The sequence below is a fragment of the Dyella acidiphila genome (assembly GCF_014863405.1).
GTDB lineage: Bacteria > Pseudomonadota > Gammaproteobacteria > Xanthomonadales > Rhodanobacteraceae > Dyella_B > Dyella_B acidiphila.
In genome coordinates, this window is the sequence record NZ_JACZZA010000001.1 from 490,265 (window position 1) to 506,970 (window position 16,706).

Here is a 16,706-nt window from a genome sequence, read left to right on the forward strand (position 1 = left end):
TTAGATCAGGCCGGTTGCCAGGGTTCCACCCATTGCTGATGCATGACCTGTTCGATCAGGCCGCATAGCTGCGCCGTGGTCGCCTCCCATGACAAGGACGTGGACGACGGCAACTGATTGACCGGACGCGGCTGCTGCAGCACAGCGCGCACGACGGCGACCAGGCTGTCGACGTCGTTGCCATCGAAATAATCCGCCCGGCCCTCGGACACTTCACGGAACACCGGAATGTCGCGGGCAATCACCGGCAAACCTCGCCGTGCCGCTTCCACCAGCGGCAGGCCGAAGCCCTCGCCTTCGGACGCCGCCACCAGCGCACGCGAAATCCCGTAAAGCTGTTCGAGATATTCGTCGCTGGCCTGCTCGATCCAGACCAGGCGCGCATCGGCGCGCGTACCCGCACGCAGACGCTCGGCCAATGCCTCCGACATCCAGCCCACGCGCCCGACAATCACCAGATTGGCAGACACGCCTGCCGCCCATAGCCGCTCGAAGGCATCCAGCACCAAGGCATGGCCCTTGCGCGGCTCGATGGTGCCGACCATCAGAAAGCTCGGCGTTTCCTGCAGGCGGGCCAGCGTGCGCGATGCATCTTTGGGCAGGCCCATGGTCGGGCGGGTCGAAACCGGATCGTTGCCAGGATAGAAATAACCCAGTGCGAGCGGTGCCTTTCGCTGCGGCGGCTGTTGGCGATACCAGTCCCGCAGGTCTTCGACCACGGCTTTTGAAATACCGATCAGGCCATCCGCATAGCGCCCGATGCACTGCAGCCATTGCGCGTGCATGGGGCCGATGAAATCCGGAAAGCGGTGCGGCATCCGCACCGGCAGCAGGTCGTAGACGACGAACAGCATGCGCACCCCGCGGGCGCGCCAGGCATCGAGCAGTTCGGTGTTCGCGGGCAGCAGGTCGGCAACCCAGTCGAGCCCGAGCAGGATGTCGCCAGCCTGCGGATGCACTTCCTCGTCCACTTTGCCGATGGAGGGATGTTCCATGATGTGCAGCGCGTAAGACAGCGCCTGCACGTAGCGCCCTTCCACCAGCCGCACGGGCTCCACCCGCCACGGCAGGGAGTCGGCCGCCAGCAGCTGTGCCAGCACCCCGCGCACGACGCGCTCGATGCCGGTATGCAGCTTGCTCGACGAAGTAGCCGTGACATCGACGAACAAACGCGGACGATCCAGGCGCGGCCGATTCCGGAGCATCAGATCGCCGGCAGCCTGGCGCAGGCGATTGCCCTGCGCCGGATTGGCGCCGTTGCGCTCCAGCGCCAGCAGCGCAGCGCCGTCCAGCGCCTCCGGCGTGTGTCGCGCGAAACGCTCGATGGCGTCCCGGTAACGCTCCGCGGCAATGCCAGGATGATGGCGGCGCTCCAGCCATTCGGCCGAGGACGCAACCAGACGCTGGCGCAGCGCCGCATCGTTGCGCAATGCCTCCAGCGCCGAGACCAGTTCGTCGTCGCTGAATGCGTCGGCCATTTTCAGCAGCACGTCGTCCGGCAATTCCGTCACCGAGCCATGCGCATTGGCGATCAGCGGCACGCCTTGCGCGAGCGCGTCGAAGATTGCGGCCGACGTTTCGCCGCGGGTCGACGTGCGCAACTGCACGGCGGCATCCGATGCCGCGAGATAATCGACATAACGATCGGCCTCGACGAAACCGGTGATCTTGATACGCGACGCGGATGCGGCGCCATTGATGGTCTGCAGCATCGCTTTGCCGTAATCGGCACCGTCGTTTTCGCCCACAAAAACCAGGTGGCAATGCGGATCGTCCGCCAGCGAAGAACGCAGCCATGCCTGCAACAACCGGTGATTGAGCTTGGTAGGCGCGAGCATGCCGAAACTGCACACCACAAAATCGTCCTGGCCGATGCCCAGGAAGGATCTGGCAACCCGGCGATCCGCATGGGTCCGTGATTTCGGAAACGGCACTACCTGGAACTTGGCGGTCGCGCGCGGGCCGTAGTGCTGCCTGGCCAGCTCCATCGCGTGATGCGAATGCACCAGCACGCCCTGGGCATGCTCCAGCACATCCAGGTTCATCGGATACGTATCCATGGTCGAAATGCGCCCGCGGCGCAAATCGTGCAGAAGTGCCGGATACCCGTGATGCGCGAACAACACCTGCTTGAAACCGGCATCATCGCCCTTGGTCGCCGCCATCCAGTTGCGCAGCGCACCGAGATAGGAATCGTGCAGCACTACCACGCCGGGCCGGCGCCGCATCAAGTCGAACATGGCCGCGTGCACGGGCGAGTTGCCCATGTGATAAAGCACGCGGGCAGCCGAATCGGCCGACTCACGCAACCATTCAATAGAACGGAACGGGAAATTGGCCTGCACCCAGGGATCGATCGTTTCCGGCTGGTCGGCCACCACATCGATGTCGTAGTGGACGGCCAGGTCGCGCAGCAATTTCGCGCTGTAATCGGCAATGCCCGAACGGGCGGGCGGCAGCGGCGAGACATAGATCAGGCGCGGCCGAAGCTGGCGCACCAGCGGCACGCTGCTCGAACGCCCGGCCACGTGTTGCTCGATCGCCGCCAGCGCCTTGCGTGCGCTTTGCGCCCACGAAAATTTTTTCGCCTGCACCGGCGCATGCCGCCGCAGCTGCTCGCGAAAGCCGGCATCGCTCAGCACCTGCTGCAGCTTGTCCGTCATCGAGCTGATGCTGCGCGGCGTGAACAGCGCATCCTGGCAGCCAATCACTTCCGGCAGGCTGGCGGTATTGGAACCGATCACCGCTGCGCCGCAGGCCATCGCTTCCAGTGCCGGCAAGCCGAAGCCCTCATGCAGAGACGGCGTAACGAACGCCTCGCAATTGGAATACAGCAGCACCAGCTCGGTGTCGTCGATGTCGCCGGTGAAAATCACCTGCGTTTCACCCAGGCCAAGGCGCTGCAACGAAGCCAGCAGGCCGCGCTTGATTTCAGCATCGCAGCGGCCGGCCAGCACCAGCGGATGACCATCGCGCAGCGCTGCGGGCAGATTCGCATAAGCCGCGAGCAAGCCATCGACGTTCTTGTGCGGATCGTAGCCGCCGACGTAAAGCAAAAAGTCGCGGCCGATGCCGTACTGCTGACGCCAGCGCGCCCAGGTGGCTTCGTCGGCCTGCATCGGCGCGAAGTTGCCGTTTACCGCGGCGGACACCGCCGCAACCCGATCGGGCCTGACGTCGAGCAGATCGATGACTTCGCGGCGCGAGGATTCGGAAATCGCCAGCAGCAGTCCACAGCGCTTGAGCAGACTCAGGCGCCGGTAGTACCACCACCGGTAACGCGGATCGTGCAGATACCGTTCGGGATGAACCAGCGGAATCAGGTCATACAAGGTCGCCACGTGACGATGATCGTCCAGGCCCATGCCCAGGGCGGCGGTGGAATCGTCGCCCCAACCTTCGAACATGCTGCTGTGCCAGATGCAGTCCGCTTCGATGCGCTCGAGAAAACTGGCATGCGCCGCTTCCGCCGCCAGCATCCGCTCATGGTTTTGCGGTACGTAGCCGGCGATATCCGCCGGCAATTCGTTGATCAGGATGCGATCCCGCGGTACCAGGTCTGCGAATTCACCGATCAGGTCCAGCGCCGCTTCGCCATGCCGGCCATTCAGGGCCAGCCACAGCTCGTGCCGTTCGGCCGCTTCGGCGGCAAACGCACGTGCCATGGCAAAACTGTAGCGTCCTATACCCCGGTAACGACTGTTGGACTGGGCTCCCTGGAGATCCAGGACGATCTTCATCAAATTCCCTCGGCAGCGGTGTGCCAGTAACCGCGCATCTGACTAAATGGATTTCGCGACGCTTAGGGCGTCGGCTGCGAAGCGTTGACGCTGGCGCGCAGGCGATTGCCCAGGCCCGGGAACAGCCGTGCCAGCCTGCGTGCAAGCGGCCTTGCCAACGGCAGCCGCAAAGCGACACGCAGCATGGCGCGAATCAGCCCCTTCGCGCGCTGCGGCAACGCCAATATCCAGCGACGCAGTGCGCCACGCGCACGTGCGCGCGCCGTGCGCAATTCGTCCAGCTCGCGCTCCAGTGCCTGGATTTGACGCAGGCGCTCTTCGCTTTGCTGCAACAAGGTCCGGTAATTGGCCTGGAAATAATCCAGCCGGTCGCGGGCCACGGCAATGTCGTGCTCCACTTCCGTCAGCCGGCTCAGGCGGCGTTCGGCCAGGGCACGCCAATCGATGGCCACCACCTCGTTTTGCGGGATGAGGCCAGCATCAAGCCCTTTCGGTCTTGAATAATTCGCATCCGTCAGATTTGACTTGATCGTCATTGCCAGGCTCGCTGTATTTGTCCCCGCACAGCTCCCGGATTTTAACGGAGAGAGCGTGCCCTCAAGAAATTATCGGCCAAACAGTAGCCGCGTGGGTAGCAACCGAGCGTAAACGCAGGCGCGATGGGGAGCAACGACCATACCCTGCCGTTCCGACCCCGCGACCTGCATCCCGCCGCGCCATTATGGGCTGCCGTGCCTGCGGCGGCCCCTGGCGCCACATGGCCTGCCGTGACAATGAGGCGCCGGACGTCTCAACCCTGGCTCAGCGGCGCGGCGACCCGGCATGCCGCCTCGATTCAGGGACTACATGGTCTTCTTTTGGTCTGCGTATGACAAAATGACCGTTCACCTCGGAGTTCCGCATGAAAGTACTGCTCGTTACCGGCGGTGCCGGCTTCATAGGGGCCAATTTTGTGCTGCAGGCCCTGGCCGACGGGCTCACCGTCGTGAATGTCGACAAGCTCACCTACGCCGGCAATCTGGATACGCTCGAAGCGGCTGGCGGCAATCCGCGGCATATCTTCGTTCAAGGCGATATCGGCGACCGCGCACTGATCAGTGCCCTGCTGGCCGAACACCAGCCGCAAGGCGTGGTGAATTTTGCCGCCGAATCCCATGTCGACCGCTCCATCGACGGGCCGGCAGCCTTCATCCAGACCAATGTCGTGGGCACGCTGGGCCTGCTCGAAGCCTGCCGCGACTACTGGCGCGGACTCGACCCCGCCACACGCGATCATTTCCGCTTTCTGCATGTATCCACCGACGAGGTGTATGGATCGCTCGGCGCCGAAGGCAAGTTTCGCGAAACCACGCCCTACGCGCCGAACTCGCCGTATTCGGCCTCCAAGGCGGCCTCGGACCATCTGGTCCGCGCCTTTCACCACACTTACGGCCTGCCGACGCTCACCACCAATTGCTCCAACAATTACGGCCCGTATCAATTCCCCGAAAAATTGATTCCGTTGGTAATCCAGAAGGCGCTGTCGCGCGAGCCGCTGCCGGTGTACGGCGATGGCATGAACGTTCGCGACTGGCTCTACGTCGGCGACCATTGCAGCGCTATCCGGCAGGTGCTGCAGGCCGGCAGGATCGGCGAAACCTACAACGTGGGCGGCAATGCCGAGCGCTCCAATATCGAGGTGGTCAAGACCATCTGCGCCCTGCTTGACGTACGCCGTCCGCTGCAAGATGGCGCCAGGCACGAGTCGCTGATCACCTTTGTCAAAGACCGCCCCGGCCACGATCGCCGCTACGCCATCGACGCCGGCAAATTGCACTGCGAACTGGGCTGGCAGCCGCAGCAAAGCTTCGAAAGCGGCATTGCGCGCACGGTCGACTGGTATCTGTCGAACCAGCCCTGGGTACAACGCATCCTCGACGGCAGCTATCGCATGGAGCGCCTGGGCGTATGAACAAGCGCAAGGGCATCATTCTCGCCGGCGGCTCAGGCACCCGCCTTTATCCGATCACGCAGGCAGTCAGCAAACAGCTGTTGCCGATCTACGACAAGCCGATGGTGTTCTATCCCTTGGCAGTGCTGATGCTGGCGGGCATCCGCGAAATCCTGGTGATCAACACGCCGCATGAGCAGGAGCTGTTTCAGCGCCTGCTCGGCGACGGTTCGCAATGGGGCATCGATATTCATTATGCGGTGCAACCGTCCCCGGACGGACTGGCGCAAGCGTTTCTGATCGGCCGCGAATTTGTCGGCAACGATCCGAGCTGCCTGGTGCTGGGGGACAATATTTTCTACGGCGTGGGCCTCACCGAGCGCCTCAAGCGCGCCGCCAGCCGCGAGCATGGCGCCAGCATTTTCGGCTACCGCGTAAAAGATCCGGAACGTTATGGCGTAGCGGAGTTCGACGCCACCGGCCGCGTCATCGGTATCGAAGAAAAGCCCAAGCAGCCCAAATCGCAGTACGCAGTCACCGGCCTGTATTTCTACGATCAGCGCGTGTGCGATTTCGCCGCCCAACTGAAGCCCTCGCCACGCGGCGAACTGGAAATCACCGATCTCAATCGCTGCTATCTGGAAGACGGTTCGCTGCACCTGGAACAACTGGGCCGCGGTTACGCCTGGCTGGACACCGGCACGCACGAATCGCTGATGGAAGCGGGCAACTACATCCAGACCATCGAGAACCGGCAAGGCCTCAAAGTGTGCTGCCCCGAGGAAATCGCCTACCTCAACGGCTGGATCGATGCCGAGCAGGTCACGCGCCTGGCCGCCCCGTTGATGAAGACCGGTTATGGCCAATACCTCGTCCAGATGATTCGCAACGAGATTCCCCGATGAAAGTGCTTGAAACGTCGTTGCCCGACGTGCTCGTGATCGAACCGCAGGTATTCAAGGATCCGCGCGGTTTTTTTTACGAAAGTCACAACGAAGGCAAGTTCGCCAAGGCCGGCATCCATGCCAAGTTCGTGCAGACCAACGTGTCGCGTTCGGCCAGGGGCGTGCTGCGCGGGCTGCATTATCAGTGGCCCAGCCCGCAAGGAAAACTGGTGAGCGTGCTGGAGGGCGAGGTCTACGACGTCGCCGTCGATATCCGCCGCGGCTCGCCCACTTTCGGCCAATGGGCCGCGGTGATGCTGACCGGTGACAACCATCGCCACCTGTGGATCCCGGAAGGATTCGCGCACGGCTTTTGCGTGCTTTCCGAAAGCGCCACCTTCACCTATCAGTGCACCGCGCTGTATGAGCCGACCGCCGACGCCTCCATCGCCTGGAACGATGCGGACATCGGCGTGGACTGGCCGGTGAGCGAACCCATGATTTCCGACAAAGATGCCAAGGCGCCGATGCTCGCCGACGTGCCGGCAGATCGCCTGCCGTCGTTCAACGCATGAAGATCCTGCTGCTGGGTGCCAACGGGCAGCTGGGCCGCAGCTTCATCGAGCACGGCGGCCTGGCCAGGCAAGGCTCACTGATCGCAGCAACCCGCGACGGCCTTCGCTTCGACGGCGCCGAAGCAGAGACGGCCGACCTGTCGCAGCCGGAATCGCTGCAGCCGATGCTCGATCGCCATCGCCCCGACATCATCGTCAACACGGCCGCCTATACCGCTGTGGATCGCGCCGAAAGCGAAGAGGCGCTGGCGACGCGAATCAATGGCGACGCGGTAGGCGTACTCGGCACCTGGGCCGCCGCCAACCAGGTGCTGGTGGTGCACTATTCCACCGACTACGTGTTCAACGGGCGTGGCACCACGCCGTATGCACCCGACGCGCCGACGGAACCGCTTGGAGCCTATGGCCGCAGCAAACTGGCCGGCGAGCAGGCGCTGGCAGCCAGCGGCGCCGCGCATTTGCTGTTGCGCACTGCGTGGGTATACGCGCCGCACGGCAACAACTTTCTGCGCACCATGCTGCGGCTAGGCGCCGAGCGCGAGCAGCTCAAGGTGGTGGCCGATCAGCAGGGCAGCCCGACCGATACCCGCCTGATCGTCGACGCCACGCTGGCCGCGCTGAGCAGCTGGCAGCAGGCCGACGCCGGCCGGCGCCGTGAGCTCAGCGGCACCTACCATCTGGTCGCCAGCGGCCACACCAGCTGGCACGGCTTTGCCAGCGCCATCATGCAGGAAGCCAAGGCCCGCGGCCTGCTGGCCCGGGTGCCGGAAATCACCCCGATCAGCACTCGCCAATTCCCCACCCCGGCGCAGCGTCCGGGCTGGTCCGTACTGGACAATTCCGGCTTCCAGCGGCAATTCGGCTATCCTTTGCCGGCTTGGCAGCAGGGTCTGCGCCACGTCATCGAAACACTCTACGGATTGGTCCCATAAACATGTTGATCCCTCTTATTCTCAGCGGCGGCAGCGGTACGCGCCTTTGGCCCGTGTCGCGCCGGAACCTGCCTAAGCAGTTCCTTTCCCTGAGCGGCGACGGCACGCTGTTCCAGCAGACCGTCAGCCGTACCCAGCATCTGCCCGACGTGGCGGCGCCGATCGTGGTCGCCAGCGAGGACCATCGCTTCCTGGCCGCCGACCAGCTGCTGGAAATCCGCACCGAAGGCGCCTCGATCGTGCTGGAGCCGATGCCGCGCAATACCGCGCCGGCGATCGCCCTGGGCGCCCTCAAAGCGATCGAGCGCGATCCGCAGGCCTTGCTGCTGGTGCTGCCCGCCGACCACCTGATCGGCGACACGAAAAGCTTTACCGACGCCGTGCAGCAGGCCCTGCCCGCCGCGCAGGACGGCTGGCTGGTGACCTTCGGCATCCGGCCGGACCGTCCCGAGACCGGCTTCGGCTATATCCGCCGGGCCGAGTCGATCGGCGGCGAAGCCTTCCGCGTGGCGCAGTTCGTGGAAAAGCCGGACCAGCCCACCGCCCAGACCTACCTGGACAACGGCGGCTACGACTGGAACTCCGGCATGTTCCTGTTCAAGGCTGCGCGCTACCTGGAAGAACTGGGCCAGCACGCGCCGGACATGCTGGCGGCCGTGCGCGCCGCCTACGCAACCAAGCAAGGCGACCTGGATTTCATGCGCGTGGACGCCGAGGCGTTCGCCAAGGTGCCGGACAATTCCATCGACTATGCCGTGATGGAGAAAACTTCCCGCGCGGCCGTGATCCCGGTGAGCTGCGCATGGAGCGATATCGGCTCATGGTCGGCGCTGTGGCTGTCCGGCCAGCACGACGAGCAAGGCAATCAGCGCGAAGGCGACACGCTGGCGGTGAACACCCGCAATTCGCTGCTGCGCTCGCATGACCGGCACATGATCGCCACGGTCGGCGTGGACGACCTGATCGTGGTCAGCACGCCCGACGCCACCTTGGTGGCCCACCGCGATGCCGCGCAGGACGTGAAGAAAGTGGTCGACCAGCTCAAGGCATCGGGCCGCACCGAACACTCCTTCCACCGCGTGGTGCATCGCCCGTGGGGCAGCTACGACTCGCTCGAAGCGGGCGGCCGTTTCCAGGTCAAGCGCATCGTGGTGAAGCCCGGCGCCAGCCTGAGCCTGCAGAAGCACCATCATCGCGCCGAGCACTGGATCGTGGTCTCCGGCACTGCCGAAGTCACCTGCGACGACAAGGTGTTCCTGATGGCGGAAAACCAGAGCACCTACATCCCGCTGGGCAGCGTCCATCGCCTGCGCAATCCGGGCAAGGTGCCGCTGGAACTGATCGAAGTGCAGTCCGGCAGTTATCTGGGCGAAGACGATATCGTCCGCTTCGACGACGTCTACGGACGCGCCTGAGCGCATTGCAAAAGCAATAGCCGGATGTGCCGCACACATGGCACATCCGGTTGCGCGTTGCCCGGCAACGCGGCAGATGCAAGCCATGTCGCTTGCTCCGCAACAGATACCCGCATCACGTATGTGCATCAGGGCATCCCCTGATGCCAAGCCGCCATTGCCCATCGGCATGGATACGGTTTTGAGTTGGCAGTAACCATCCGGGTCAGCCGACACCCGCCCCTTGCTCCGCCACCCTCTGCCGCAGCCTGCGCGGCATGGACCCGGTCCGATTCGGACCTGCTCGGCACCGGCCGTTCACCCGCCGTTATTCCAAGACTTGGCCCAAAGCAGGGCGGCGCAGCCGGTCGCGCACCGCCGACCATTCCCGAGAATGCCTCCGTGCGCATCGCGAGCACCACACCAGTCAATGCCTTGCATGCAAAAACGCCATGTGCGTTTGCAGCGAAGAAATGCCCTACAAAACCAAAGCAAACGGCTGACTGTTTCTGCCGCTCGTAATGATAAGGTGAAGGCCTGCGTGGGCTCCGAAAGCGAATTTGCACATTTTGCTCACGCAATTTACAGAAACTTTGCGTCGTCCCCGCCCTACGCCGTCAGAGGAGAAAAACAACGTGAATCATCATGCCAAGACTGACAAGTTTCGCTACGGTGGCTGCGCCGCCCTCGCCTTAGCCGTGGCAGCTGTCTTCGCTGTTCCCACGTCCGCCCATGCAGGCGCATTCCAGCTTCCTACCGATAACGCCGCCGGCTGGGCACGTGCCAATGCCGGTGGCTCGCTGTTCCCGGACGATCCCACCGCGGCGTACAACAACCCGGCCGCCATGGCGTTTTTCAGCGGCCCGGTGATGCAGGCGACGGCCACCATGATCCGCCCCTCGGCACAGTTCAACGGCACTGCCCAGGATGTCGCCGGCAATCCGGTCTCCGGCAGCAATCCGAACGGCTTCGACAAATTCGTTCCCTTCCCGAATCTTGCCTGGGTCGCGCCGGTCAACGACTGGTTTGCCCTGGGTGGCGCCTTGACCGTACCGTTCGGTCTTGAGAGCGAATACAACCCGAATTGGGAGGGTCGCTACTTCGGCACTCGCACCGATGTGCAATCGGTAGCAGTGAGCCTGTCGGCGGCGTTCAAGCTCAATGACCGCTTCTCTGCCGGTGTCGGCATTCTTGGCCAGCGCACCAAGGCGCAGCTCAATACCGTGATCGACACCACCGGCGCCGCGCAGGCGCTGTTCCATCTGCCGCTGCAGCCGCAAACGGCAGACGAACAGCTCAACGTCGACGTGAAGCGCAAATTCTCCTTCGGCTATTTCCTCGGCTTCGAATTCAAACCCACCGATCAGGACAGCCTGGGCTTCAACTACCACTCGCGCGTGAAGAACACGCTCAGCGGCAACTACGCGCTATACGGTGGCGCCGAAGGCAAGACGCTGCTGCAGCTGGCACCTACGCTGGATCCCAGCCTGCCGTCGATCAATCCGAACGGAGCCTCGGCCAGCGCACGCTTCGACACCCCGGCATTCGCCAGCATCGACTGGCTGCATGTCTTCAACGATCGCTTCACGCTTGCTGCCACCACCAAGTGGACGCAGTGGTCGACCTTCAAGGATCTGGTGCTGATGTCCGAGGGCCAGCAGCTGCTTTCGCTGCCGGAGCAGTACAAGGACAGCTACCTGTTCTCGGTCGGCGGCGACTACAAGCTGACCGATCAGTGGACCTTGCGCGGCGGCGTCGGCTACGACGAAACGCCTACGGTGATCCTCAGCCGCGATCCGCGCGTGCCGGATGGCGCCCGCAAGCTGCTTGGCATCGGCGTCGGCTACAAATACAGCCAGCACATGAGCTTCGATCTGGGTTACCAGCATCAGTTCGTCAGCAATACGCCGGTGCACCTGGTCAACCAGCCGGTACTGGGCGGCGGCACGATGAATGGCTATTTCGCCGATGCCGGCGATGTAGTGAGCATCAGCGGCACGTATCACTTCTAAGCCGCATGCGATGGCTTCCGCTTCAGCTGCTGGAGCGGGAGCCGTCGACTCAGAACGTGTAGGTGCCGCTTACCAGATACGTACGATGGTTGCGCACCGGTACGAAGGTCTCGTCGAACTGCGGACCGTACAGCGTGCGATCGAGCAGATTCTTCACACCCACGGTCACGGTCCAGCGCGGTGCGCGATAGAACACGTTCGCCGATACGCTGGCCTGGCCTGGAATCGCAATATACGCACTGCCATCCGAAAGCTGTCCCAGGCTGTTGCTGCGCGCCAGCACGCCGCCGGCAACGCCGAATCCCCGCAGCGACCCATTCTGGAAGGTGTAGCTGGTCCACAGGTTGAAACGCTGCCGCGACGCACCCAGCGGTGACGAGCCGTCGTCGTTATGGATGACAGCATTGGTAAAGGCTGCGCTGAGATCCCAGCCCGGTGCGATCTGTCCGTTGAATTCCACTTCCAGCCCCTTGTTGGATTGCCCGGGGCCAGGCTCGAAATAGTAAGGCGGCTGCAGCGAAATCAGATCGGCGCTGTTGTTGAGCATGATGCGGTAGGCCGCCACAGTCAGGCGCGCATGATTGTCGAACAGATCGAATTTCGCGCCCAACTCGATCTGCCGCGACAAAGCCGGCGGCAGCGGATGGTTGTTCTTGCCCAGGCCGGTATCGGGCTGGAAACCGTTGGAAGTATTGGCGTAGATCGCAATATCCGGCGACAGCTTGTACACGACGCCGTAGTTGGGCACCCACTGCACGCGATGCTGGGTGAAGGGATTGCCATCCGCATCGTAGCCCTGCAATTCATAGCCGGTACGCCGCCAGGCCAGCAGCACCTGCCAATGCGAGCCGAACGTAATCTGGTCCTGCAGGAACAAGCCAGTCTCCGTGGTCCACGGACTGCCGGAAAAATAGCCGTCGGCGTAATCGCTGCTGGAAAGCGCCGATTGCGCCGGCATCAACGGGCCGCCACTGAAGATGTTGTAGGGCATGCCGTCGCCTTCATTGTTGAAAGCGTAGTGGCCATCGCCAAGCTGGATGCGCGAATAGTCGAAGCCCAGCACCAGCGAATGCTGCATCCAACTGTTGCCAAAGGATGCCGTCACGTCGTTCTGCAGCACGTAGTACGCATCGGTGGTGCTGTAGCGCAAGGCATTGGCGGTGACATCGCCGGTCGGCGCGATGCCGTCCATCAGCCAATACTGCGAATTGATCGATTCGCGCACATACTGGGCGCGGCTGCGAAACGAAAAAATGGAGTTGAAGCGATGCTCCAGCAGGTAATAGAGCCGCCGCGTTTCAATTGAGGTGTAGTCGTTGGGATTGTCCAGCAACACGCCGAACGGCGAAGAAGACACCACCGTGTCACGCAGTAGCAGGGCGTGATCCGGAATCGGCGTGTGGTTCATCATCCAGGACACGCCGGCGATGAAGGTAGTGTTGGACGTGGTCCAGCCGATCGACGGCGCCATATAGCGATCACGATGACCGCGCATGCCTTGTGCGGTGTGGTCGGCGACATCGCCATTGGCCACTAGCCGATAGCTCAGTGAGCCGCTGTTGTTCAATGCCCCCGCCAGATCCACCCCCACCTGTTTTTCGCCATGCGGACCGATGGCGAAAGTAAGCAGATGCACCGGCTCGGGCTGCGGCTTCTTCAACACCACATCGATCAGTCCGCCGAAGTTGTTATAGGCGGAGGTGTCGCCAAGAATGGCCTCCGGCCCCTTCAGCACCTCGACCCGCTCCACCCCGATCATCGGCGGAAAATCGCCGATGCCCAGGATGTTGTTGGGCATGCCGTCGGTCATGCCGTTGCCGGTGGTGAAGCCGCGCACGTCGAAGATCGGCAAGCCGCTGGAGCCGTCGACGTATTGCGCACCGGCGATGTTCTGGATCGCCTCGGCGATGGTCCGCACCTGTTCGGACTGCAGCAGCCCCTGCGTGACCACGCCCACCGATTGCGGTACATCGAGCGGATCGGCCACGGTGCGCGCGGGGCCGCTGCTGACATCGGCCATAAAACCTTCGTCCTTGCCCACCAGGCCGATGGCCTGGATCGGCGTCAGCAAGATCGCACTCTGCGCATTGGCCGTCTGCTTGCCGGCCGGCGCAACTGCCGTACCAGGCTTGACCACCACCGTGCGCGCATCCGCGAAGCTGAAGACCATGCCGGTGCCTTGCAACAGCTGCTGCAACGCCGCCTGGGCGCTGAGCACGCCGTTGACGCCCGGTGAGCGCAGGGGCGCCACCGTCTGCCCAGCCGTCAGCACCTGCACGTTGGCCTGCTTGCCAAACGCGATCAACGCGGAGGAAAGCGGCTGGGCAGGAATAGCGAAGCGCGTGCCGACCGGTTGCTCTGCCGCATAGCCTGGCGTCGGGCCAAAGCTGCAAACGGCAAATATCCATGTCAGGCAGCCGTAAGCGGGCAGCCAGGCAAACCGGCTCATGTCATGCACATCAGCTCCATGCGGGAGTGAGGAGTCTGACATGCGGCGCAGCGGTTTTCACGCCTCTGCGTAGGCTTTTTCCCACAAATTTGAGGCTTTTGAACTACAGGCCGGCTTACCGGCGGACAGCGTTTTTTGCATCAGAAAGGATCACCTGGTCGGCAGCCTTGTTGACGCGCAAAGGAAAAACCTGCGGCAGCGCGCCAAGCCAGCCGTCGATGGCATCGGTACGGATGCTGCCGGTATAGCTGAGCTTGTCCAGGTCCGAATCGGCGATATACAGCGGACGGTTGCTGTAGCGGTTGAGATTGGCCACCACCACGCTCAGCGGTTCGTCGATGAATTCCAGCCGGTCATTGCGCCATGCCGTGGCCTGCTCGGGCGCGATACTGCCCACCGTCATGCTCGACATGGCCGGGTCGTACGACACCAGCTGGCCGGCGGAAACCTGCAGGCTGCCGCGCCGGGCCTCGCCCGGCCGCTGACTGAGGTCGGCAATCTCCACGCGCCCCTGGGTCACCGCAATGGTCACCCGCTCGCCGGTGCGGCGAACATCGAACGCGGTACCGATATCGCGTACCGAAATCGCCCCCGCCCCCACCACGAATGGACGGCTGGGTTCATGTACGACCTGGAAGAAGGCCTCGCCATTGCGCAACTCGATACGGCGCTGTTGCCGGCTGAATTGGGCCGTCATGGTCGAGGAAGCGCCGAGCGCCACCTGGGTGCCATCCGGCAAGGTGATATCGCGGTTCTGGGCAATGGCGCTGTTGTAGACCTGCGTGGTGGTGCCGGGCGCGAAGTGCGCCCAGCCCATGTAACCGGCGCTGCCCAGCACCATCGCTGCCAGCGAAGCCGCCGCAGTCCACGGCAGCCAACGGCGCGATGGCGCAGCAGGCCGCATGAAAGCGCGCACCAGGCTGCGATGCGTAACGGTGTCGAGCGAGCGCAGGCTCGCAGCGAATTCGTTGATGCGCTCAAAGGTGGCCAGGTGACGGGGATCTTCAAGCGTCCATGTCAGCCATTGGTCGACCGTCTCGTCGGTCGCATCCGGGGCGCGCAAACGCACCCACCAGTCGGCGGCGACGTGCAGGATATCGTCGGGGTTGGTCTTGGCCATTACGGCATCTCCTTCTCGTCCATCCACGCGCGGCAATGTGCCAGCGCGTTGGCGACGTGGTAGCGCACCATGCGCTCGCTGAGGTTCATGGTCTGCGCGACGACAGCAAAGTCGCGTCCTTCGATCACGTGCATCACAAATGCCTGGCTGGCCTTGGCCGGCAACTCGCGCAAGGCATTGCGCAAGCCGGCCACCTGCTCCACCGCGATGGCGTGATGCACCGGCGTGGTTTCGCCCTCGGCTTCATCGCCCGGCTGGGCCGCGGCAAAATCACTGCGTACCTTGCGCTTGCGCAAGCGGTCGATGGCCAGGTTGCCGGCGACCTTGAACAAATAGCTGCGCAGCGAGCCGACCTCTTCCCGGTTGTCCATGGTCAGCACGCGCAGGTACGCCTCCTGGGCGACTTCCTGCGCATCGGAAAGCGAGCTCAACCGGCACTGCAGGAAGGCGACCAGGGCGCGGTTATGCTCGCGGAAAAGCCGCTCGATCTCATCCACGTGCACGGTCAGTGTCACTGTGCTCATAGCCATGATGGCCGGTGTCTCTAGCTTACCCAAGACGTTTCAGCCCGGCGTTTCCGCGGTGTCCAGCCGGTATCCGGGCCGGCCTGTGCCAGCAATTCCGGTAGCGGAGGAACGGGCTGCTCCAAGGCATTGGCCAGCAATCGCTCGGCCTGCTGCCGCAGGGCCTCGCGCCGGCGAAAGGCAGAACGATGATGGCTGGCTACCTCGGCTTCGGACTTGTGGATCTGGCTTGGCGGCAAGGCGAACCAGCCTTCCGCGGTCAGCTCGCCATGCTGTTCCGTCCAGAACGCATCGTAGTCGGAATACAGCGGGCGGCCGCTGCGCCGCAGCGGATGCGCCTCGTTGCTGATCGCCAGCAAGCGCCGGATGCCGTAGTGCCGAGCAAATGCATACACCAGCGACAACATCAGCTGCTTGGGCCGCATGCCATGCAGATTGCGGGTGAGTTCGCGCACCAGCTCCTTGGCATGCTCGCCACGCGGCCCCTGCAGGCAGCCGATCACGATGGCCGGCGTTTCGTCCGAAACGCTGAATACCACGCTGTAGAGCGGATCTTCGTTGACGTCGCAAAGCTGCAGGCAGAGCTCCCCTTCGCAGCCCTTGAAAATCGGCGGCCGCAGGCACAGGGTCAAGAGGGAGCCGTCCTTGGCCGTCAGGCTTCCCAAACTGGCATGGCCCAGCACATAGACGAGTTCGAACAAGCCGCTCGGCAGATGCGTCAGGGCAAAACGGTAGTGTTGCTGCAACTGCTGCAGACGCTGGCGCCGGCCCCAATGCGCGTTGACGTAGCGATGCATATGACGCTCCAGCAGGCGCGGGTCGCGCTGCCGGTACGTGCGCATCAACGGATTGGCGTCGAGGAAGGACAGGAAGCGGTCATGCTGCAGCGGCATGCAAATGCTGCGCGCCAGATACTTGAGCGCGGTGACGCTGCGCCGGTACCACGGACCGCTCCAGTCGCCGCGATCGCGCAGCGAAGCCAGCAGCCGCGCCGGCATGCTGTCGCGTATAGCCTCGACCAGGCCCGTGTGCAAATTCGCGGCGGCCGGCCGGTCAGCGCCCGGTACATACGCAACGGGCGCAAGAAGCGCTTCGATACCGATGCCCAGAACACCGGCAGGAGGATGGTTTGGCTTGTTCAAGGCA

Annotated in this window: 12 protein-coding genes; 6 read left to right on the forward strand and 6 right to left on the reverse strand. The window is 63.4% G+C overall.

The annotated features are described in order from the left end of the window. Nucleotides 1-5 precede the first annotated feature (5 nt). Together IGX34_RS02335 and IGX34_RS02340 are read right to left on the reverse strand one after the other, a co-directional pair. A complete protein-coding gene (locus tag IGX34_RS02335; protein ID WP_192554047.1) occupies nucleotides 6-3,740 on the reverse strand; it encodes a glycosyltransferase in 3,735 nt (1,244 codons plus the stop codon). 62 nt (nucleotides 3,741-3,802) lie between these two features. Continuing rightward, a complete protein-coding gene (locus tag IGX34_RS02340) occupies nucleotides 3,803-4,195 on the reverse strand; it encodes a hypothetical protein (RefSeq protein ID WP_192554048.1) in 393 nt (130 codons plus the stop codon). 446 nt (nucleotides 4,196-4,641) lie between these two features. Between IGX34_RS02340 and rfbB the strand changes: the two genes are divergently transcribed. From rfbB to IGX34_RS02370, 6 genes are all read left to right on the forward strand, one after another. Continuing rightward, on the forward strand, nucleotides 4,642-5,691 hold the full coding sequence (gene rfbB, locus IGX34_RS02345) for a dTDP-glucose 4,6-dehydratase (protein WP_192554049.1): 1,050 nt from the start codon (nucleotides 4,642-4,644) through the stop codon (nucleotides 5,689-5,691). Next, on the forward strand, nucleotides 5,688-6,575 hold the full coding sequence (rfbA, locus tag IGX34_RS02350; protein ID WP_192554050.1) for a glucose-1-phosphate thymidylyltransferase RfbA: 888 nt from the start codon (nucleotides 5,688-5,690) through the stop codon (nucleotides 6,573-6,575). The genes rfbB and rfbA overlap by 4 nt, the downstream gene beginning before the upstream one ends. Then, the gene (gene rfbC / locus IGX34_RS02355) at nucleotides 6,572-7,129 is read left to right on the forward strand and encodes a dTDP-4-dehydrorhamnose 3,5-epimerase (protein ID WP_192554051.1); all 558 of its coding nucleotides are present in this window, start codon (nucleotides 6,572-6,574) and stop codon (nucleotides 7,127-7,129) included. The genes rfbA and rfbC overlap by 4 nt, the downstream gene beginning before the upstream one ends. Further along, on the forward strand, nucleotides 7,126-8,061 hold the full coding sequence (gene rfbD, locus IGX34_RS02360) for a dTDP-4-dehydrorhamnose reductase (protein WP_192554052.1): 936 nt from the start codon (nucleotides 7,126-7,128) through the stop codon (nucleotides 8,059-8,061). The genes rfbC and rfbD overlap by 4 nt, the downstream gene beginning before the upstream one ends. 2 nt (nucleotides 8,062-8,063) lie before the next feature. Beyond that, the gene (locus tag IGX34_RS02365; RefSeq protein WP_192554053.1) at nucleotides 8,064-9,476 is read left to right on the forward strand and encodes a mannose-1-phosphate guanylyltransferase/mannose-6-phosphate isomerase; all 1,413 of its coding nucleotides are present in this window, start codon (nucleotides 8,064-8,066) and stop codon (nucleotides 9,474-9,476) included. A 614-nt stretch (nucleotides 9,477-10,090) separates the two neighbouring features. After that, complete coding sequence (locus tag IGX34_RS02370) at nucleotides 10,091-11,467, forward strand: outer membrane protein transport protein (RefSeq protein WP_192554054.1); 1,377 nt, start codon at nucleotides 10,091-10,093, stop codon at nucleotides 11,465-11,467. A gap of 49 nt (nucleotides 11,468-11,516) precedes the next feature. Here the strand turns inward: IGX34_RS02370 and IGX34_RS02375 are convergent, their stop codons facing one another. The 4 genes from IGX34_RS02375 to IGX34_RS02390 form a co-directional block, all read right to left on the reverse strand. Further along, nucleotides 11,517-13,916: a TonB-dependent siderophore receptor gene (locus tag IGX34_RS02375; RefSeq protein WP_192554055.1), complete on the reverse strand. Its 2,400-nt coding sequence runs from the start codon at nucleotides 13,914-13,916 to the stop codon at nucleotides 11,517-11,519. A 115-nt stretch (nucleotides 13,917-14,031) separates the two neighbouring features. Next, nucleotides 14,032-15,036, reverse strand: a complete 1,005-nt coding sequence (locus IGX34_RS02380) for a FecR family protein (RefSeq protein WP_192554056.1) — start codon at nucleotides 15,034-15,036, stop codon at nucleotides 14,032-14,034. Further along, nucleotides 15,036-15,566, reverse strand: a complete 531-nt coding sequence (locus IGX34_RS02385; protein ID WP_192554057.1) for an RNA polymerase sigma factor — start codon at nucleotides 15,564-15,566, stop codon at nucleotides 15,036-15,038. The genes IGX34_RS02380 and IGX34_RS02385 overlap by 1 nt, the downstream gene beginning before the upstream one ends. Nucleotides 15,567-15,580: 14 nt before the next feature. Then, nucleotides 15,581-16,702, reverse strand: a complete 1,122-nt coding sequence (locus IGX34_RS02390) for a VirK/YbjX family protein (RefSeq protein ID WP_192554058.1) — start codon at nucleotides 16,700-16,702, stop codon at nucleotides 15,581-15,583. Nucleotides 16,703-16,706: the final 4 nt, after the last annotated feature.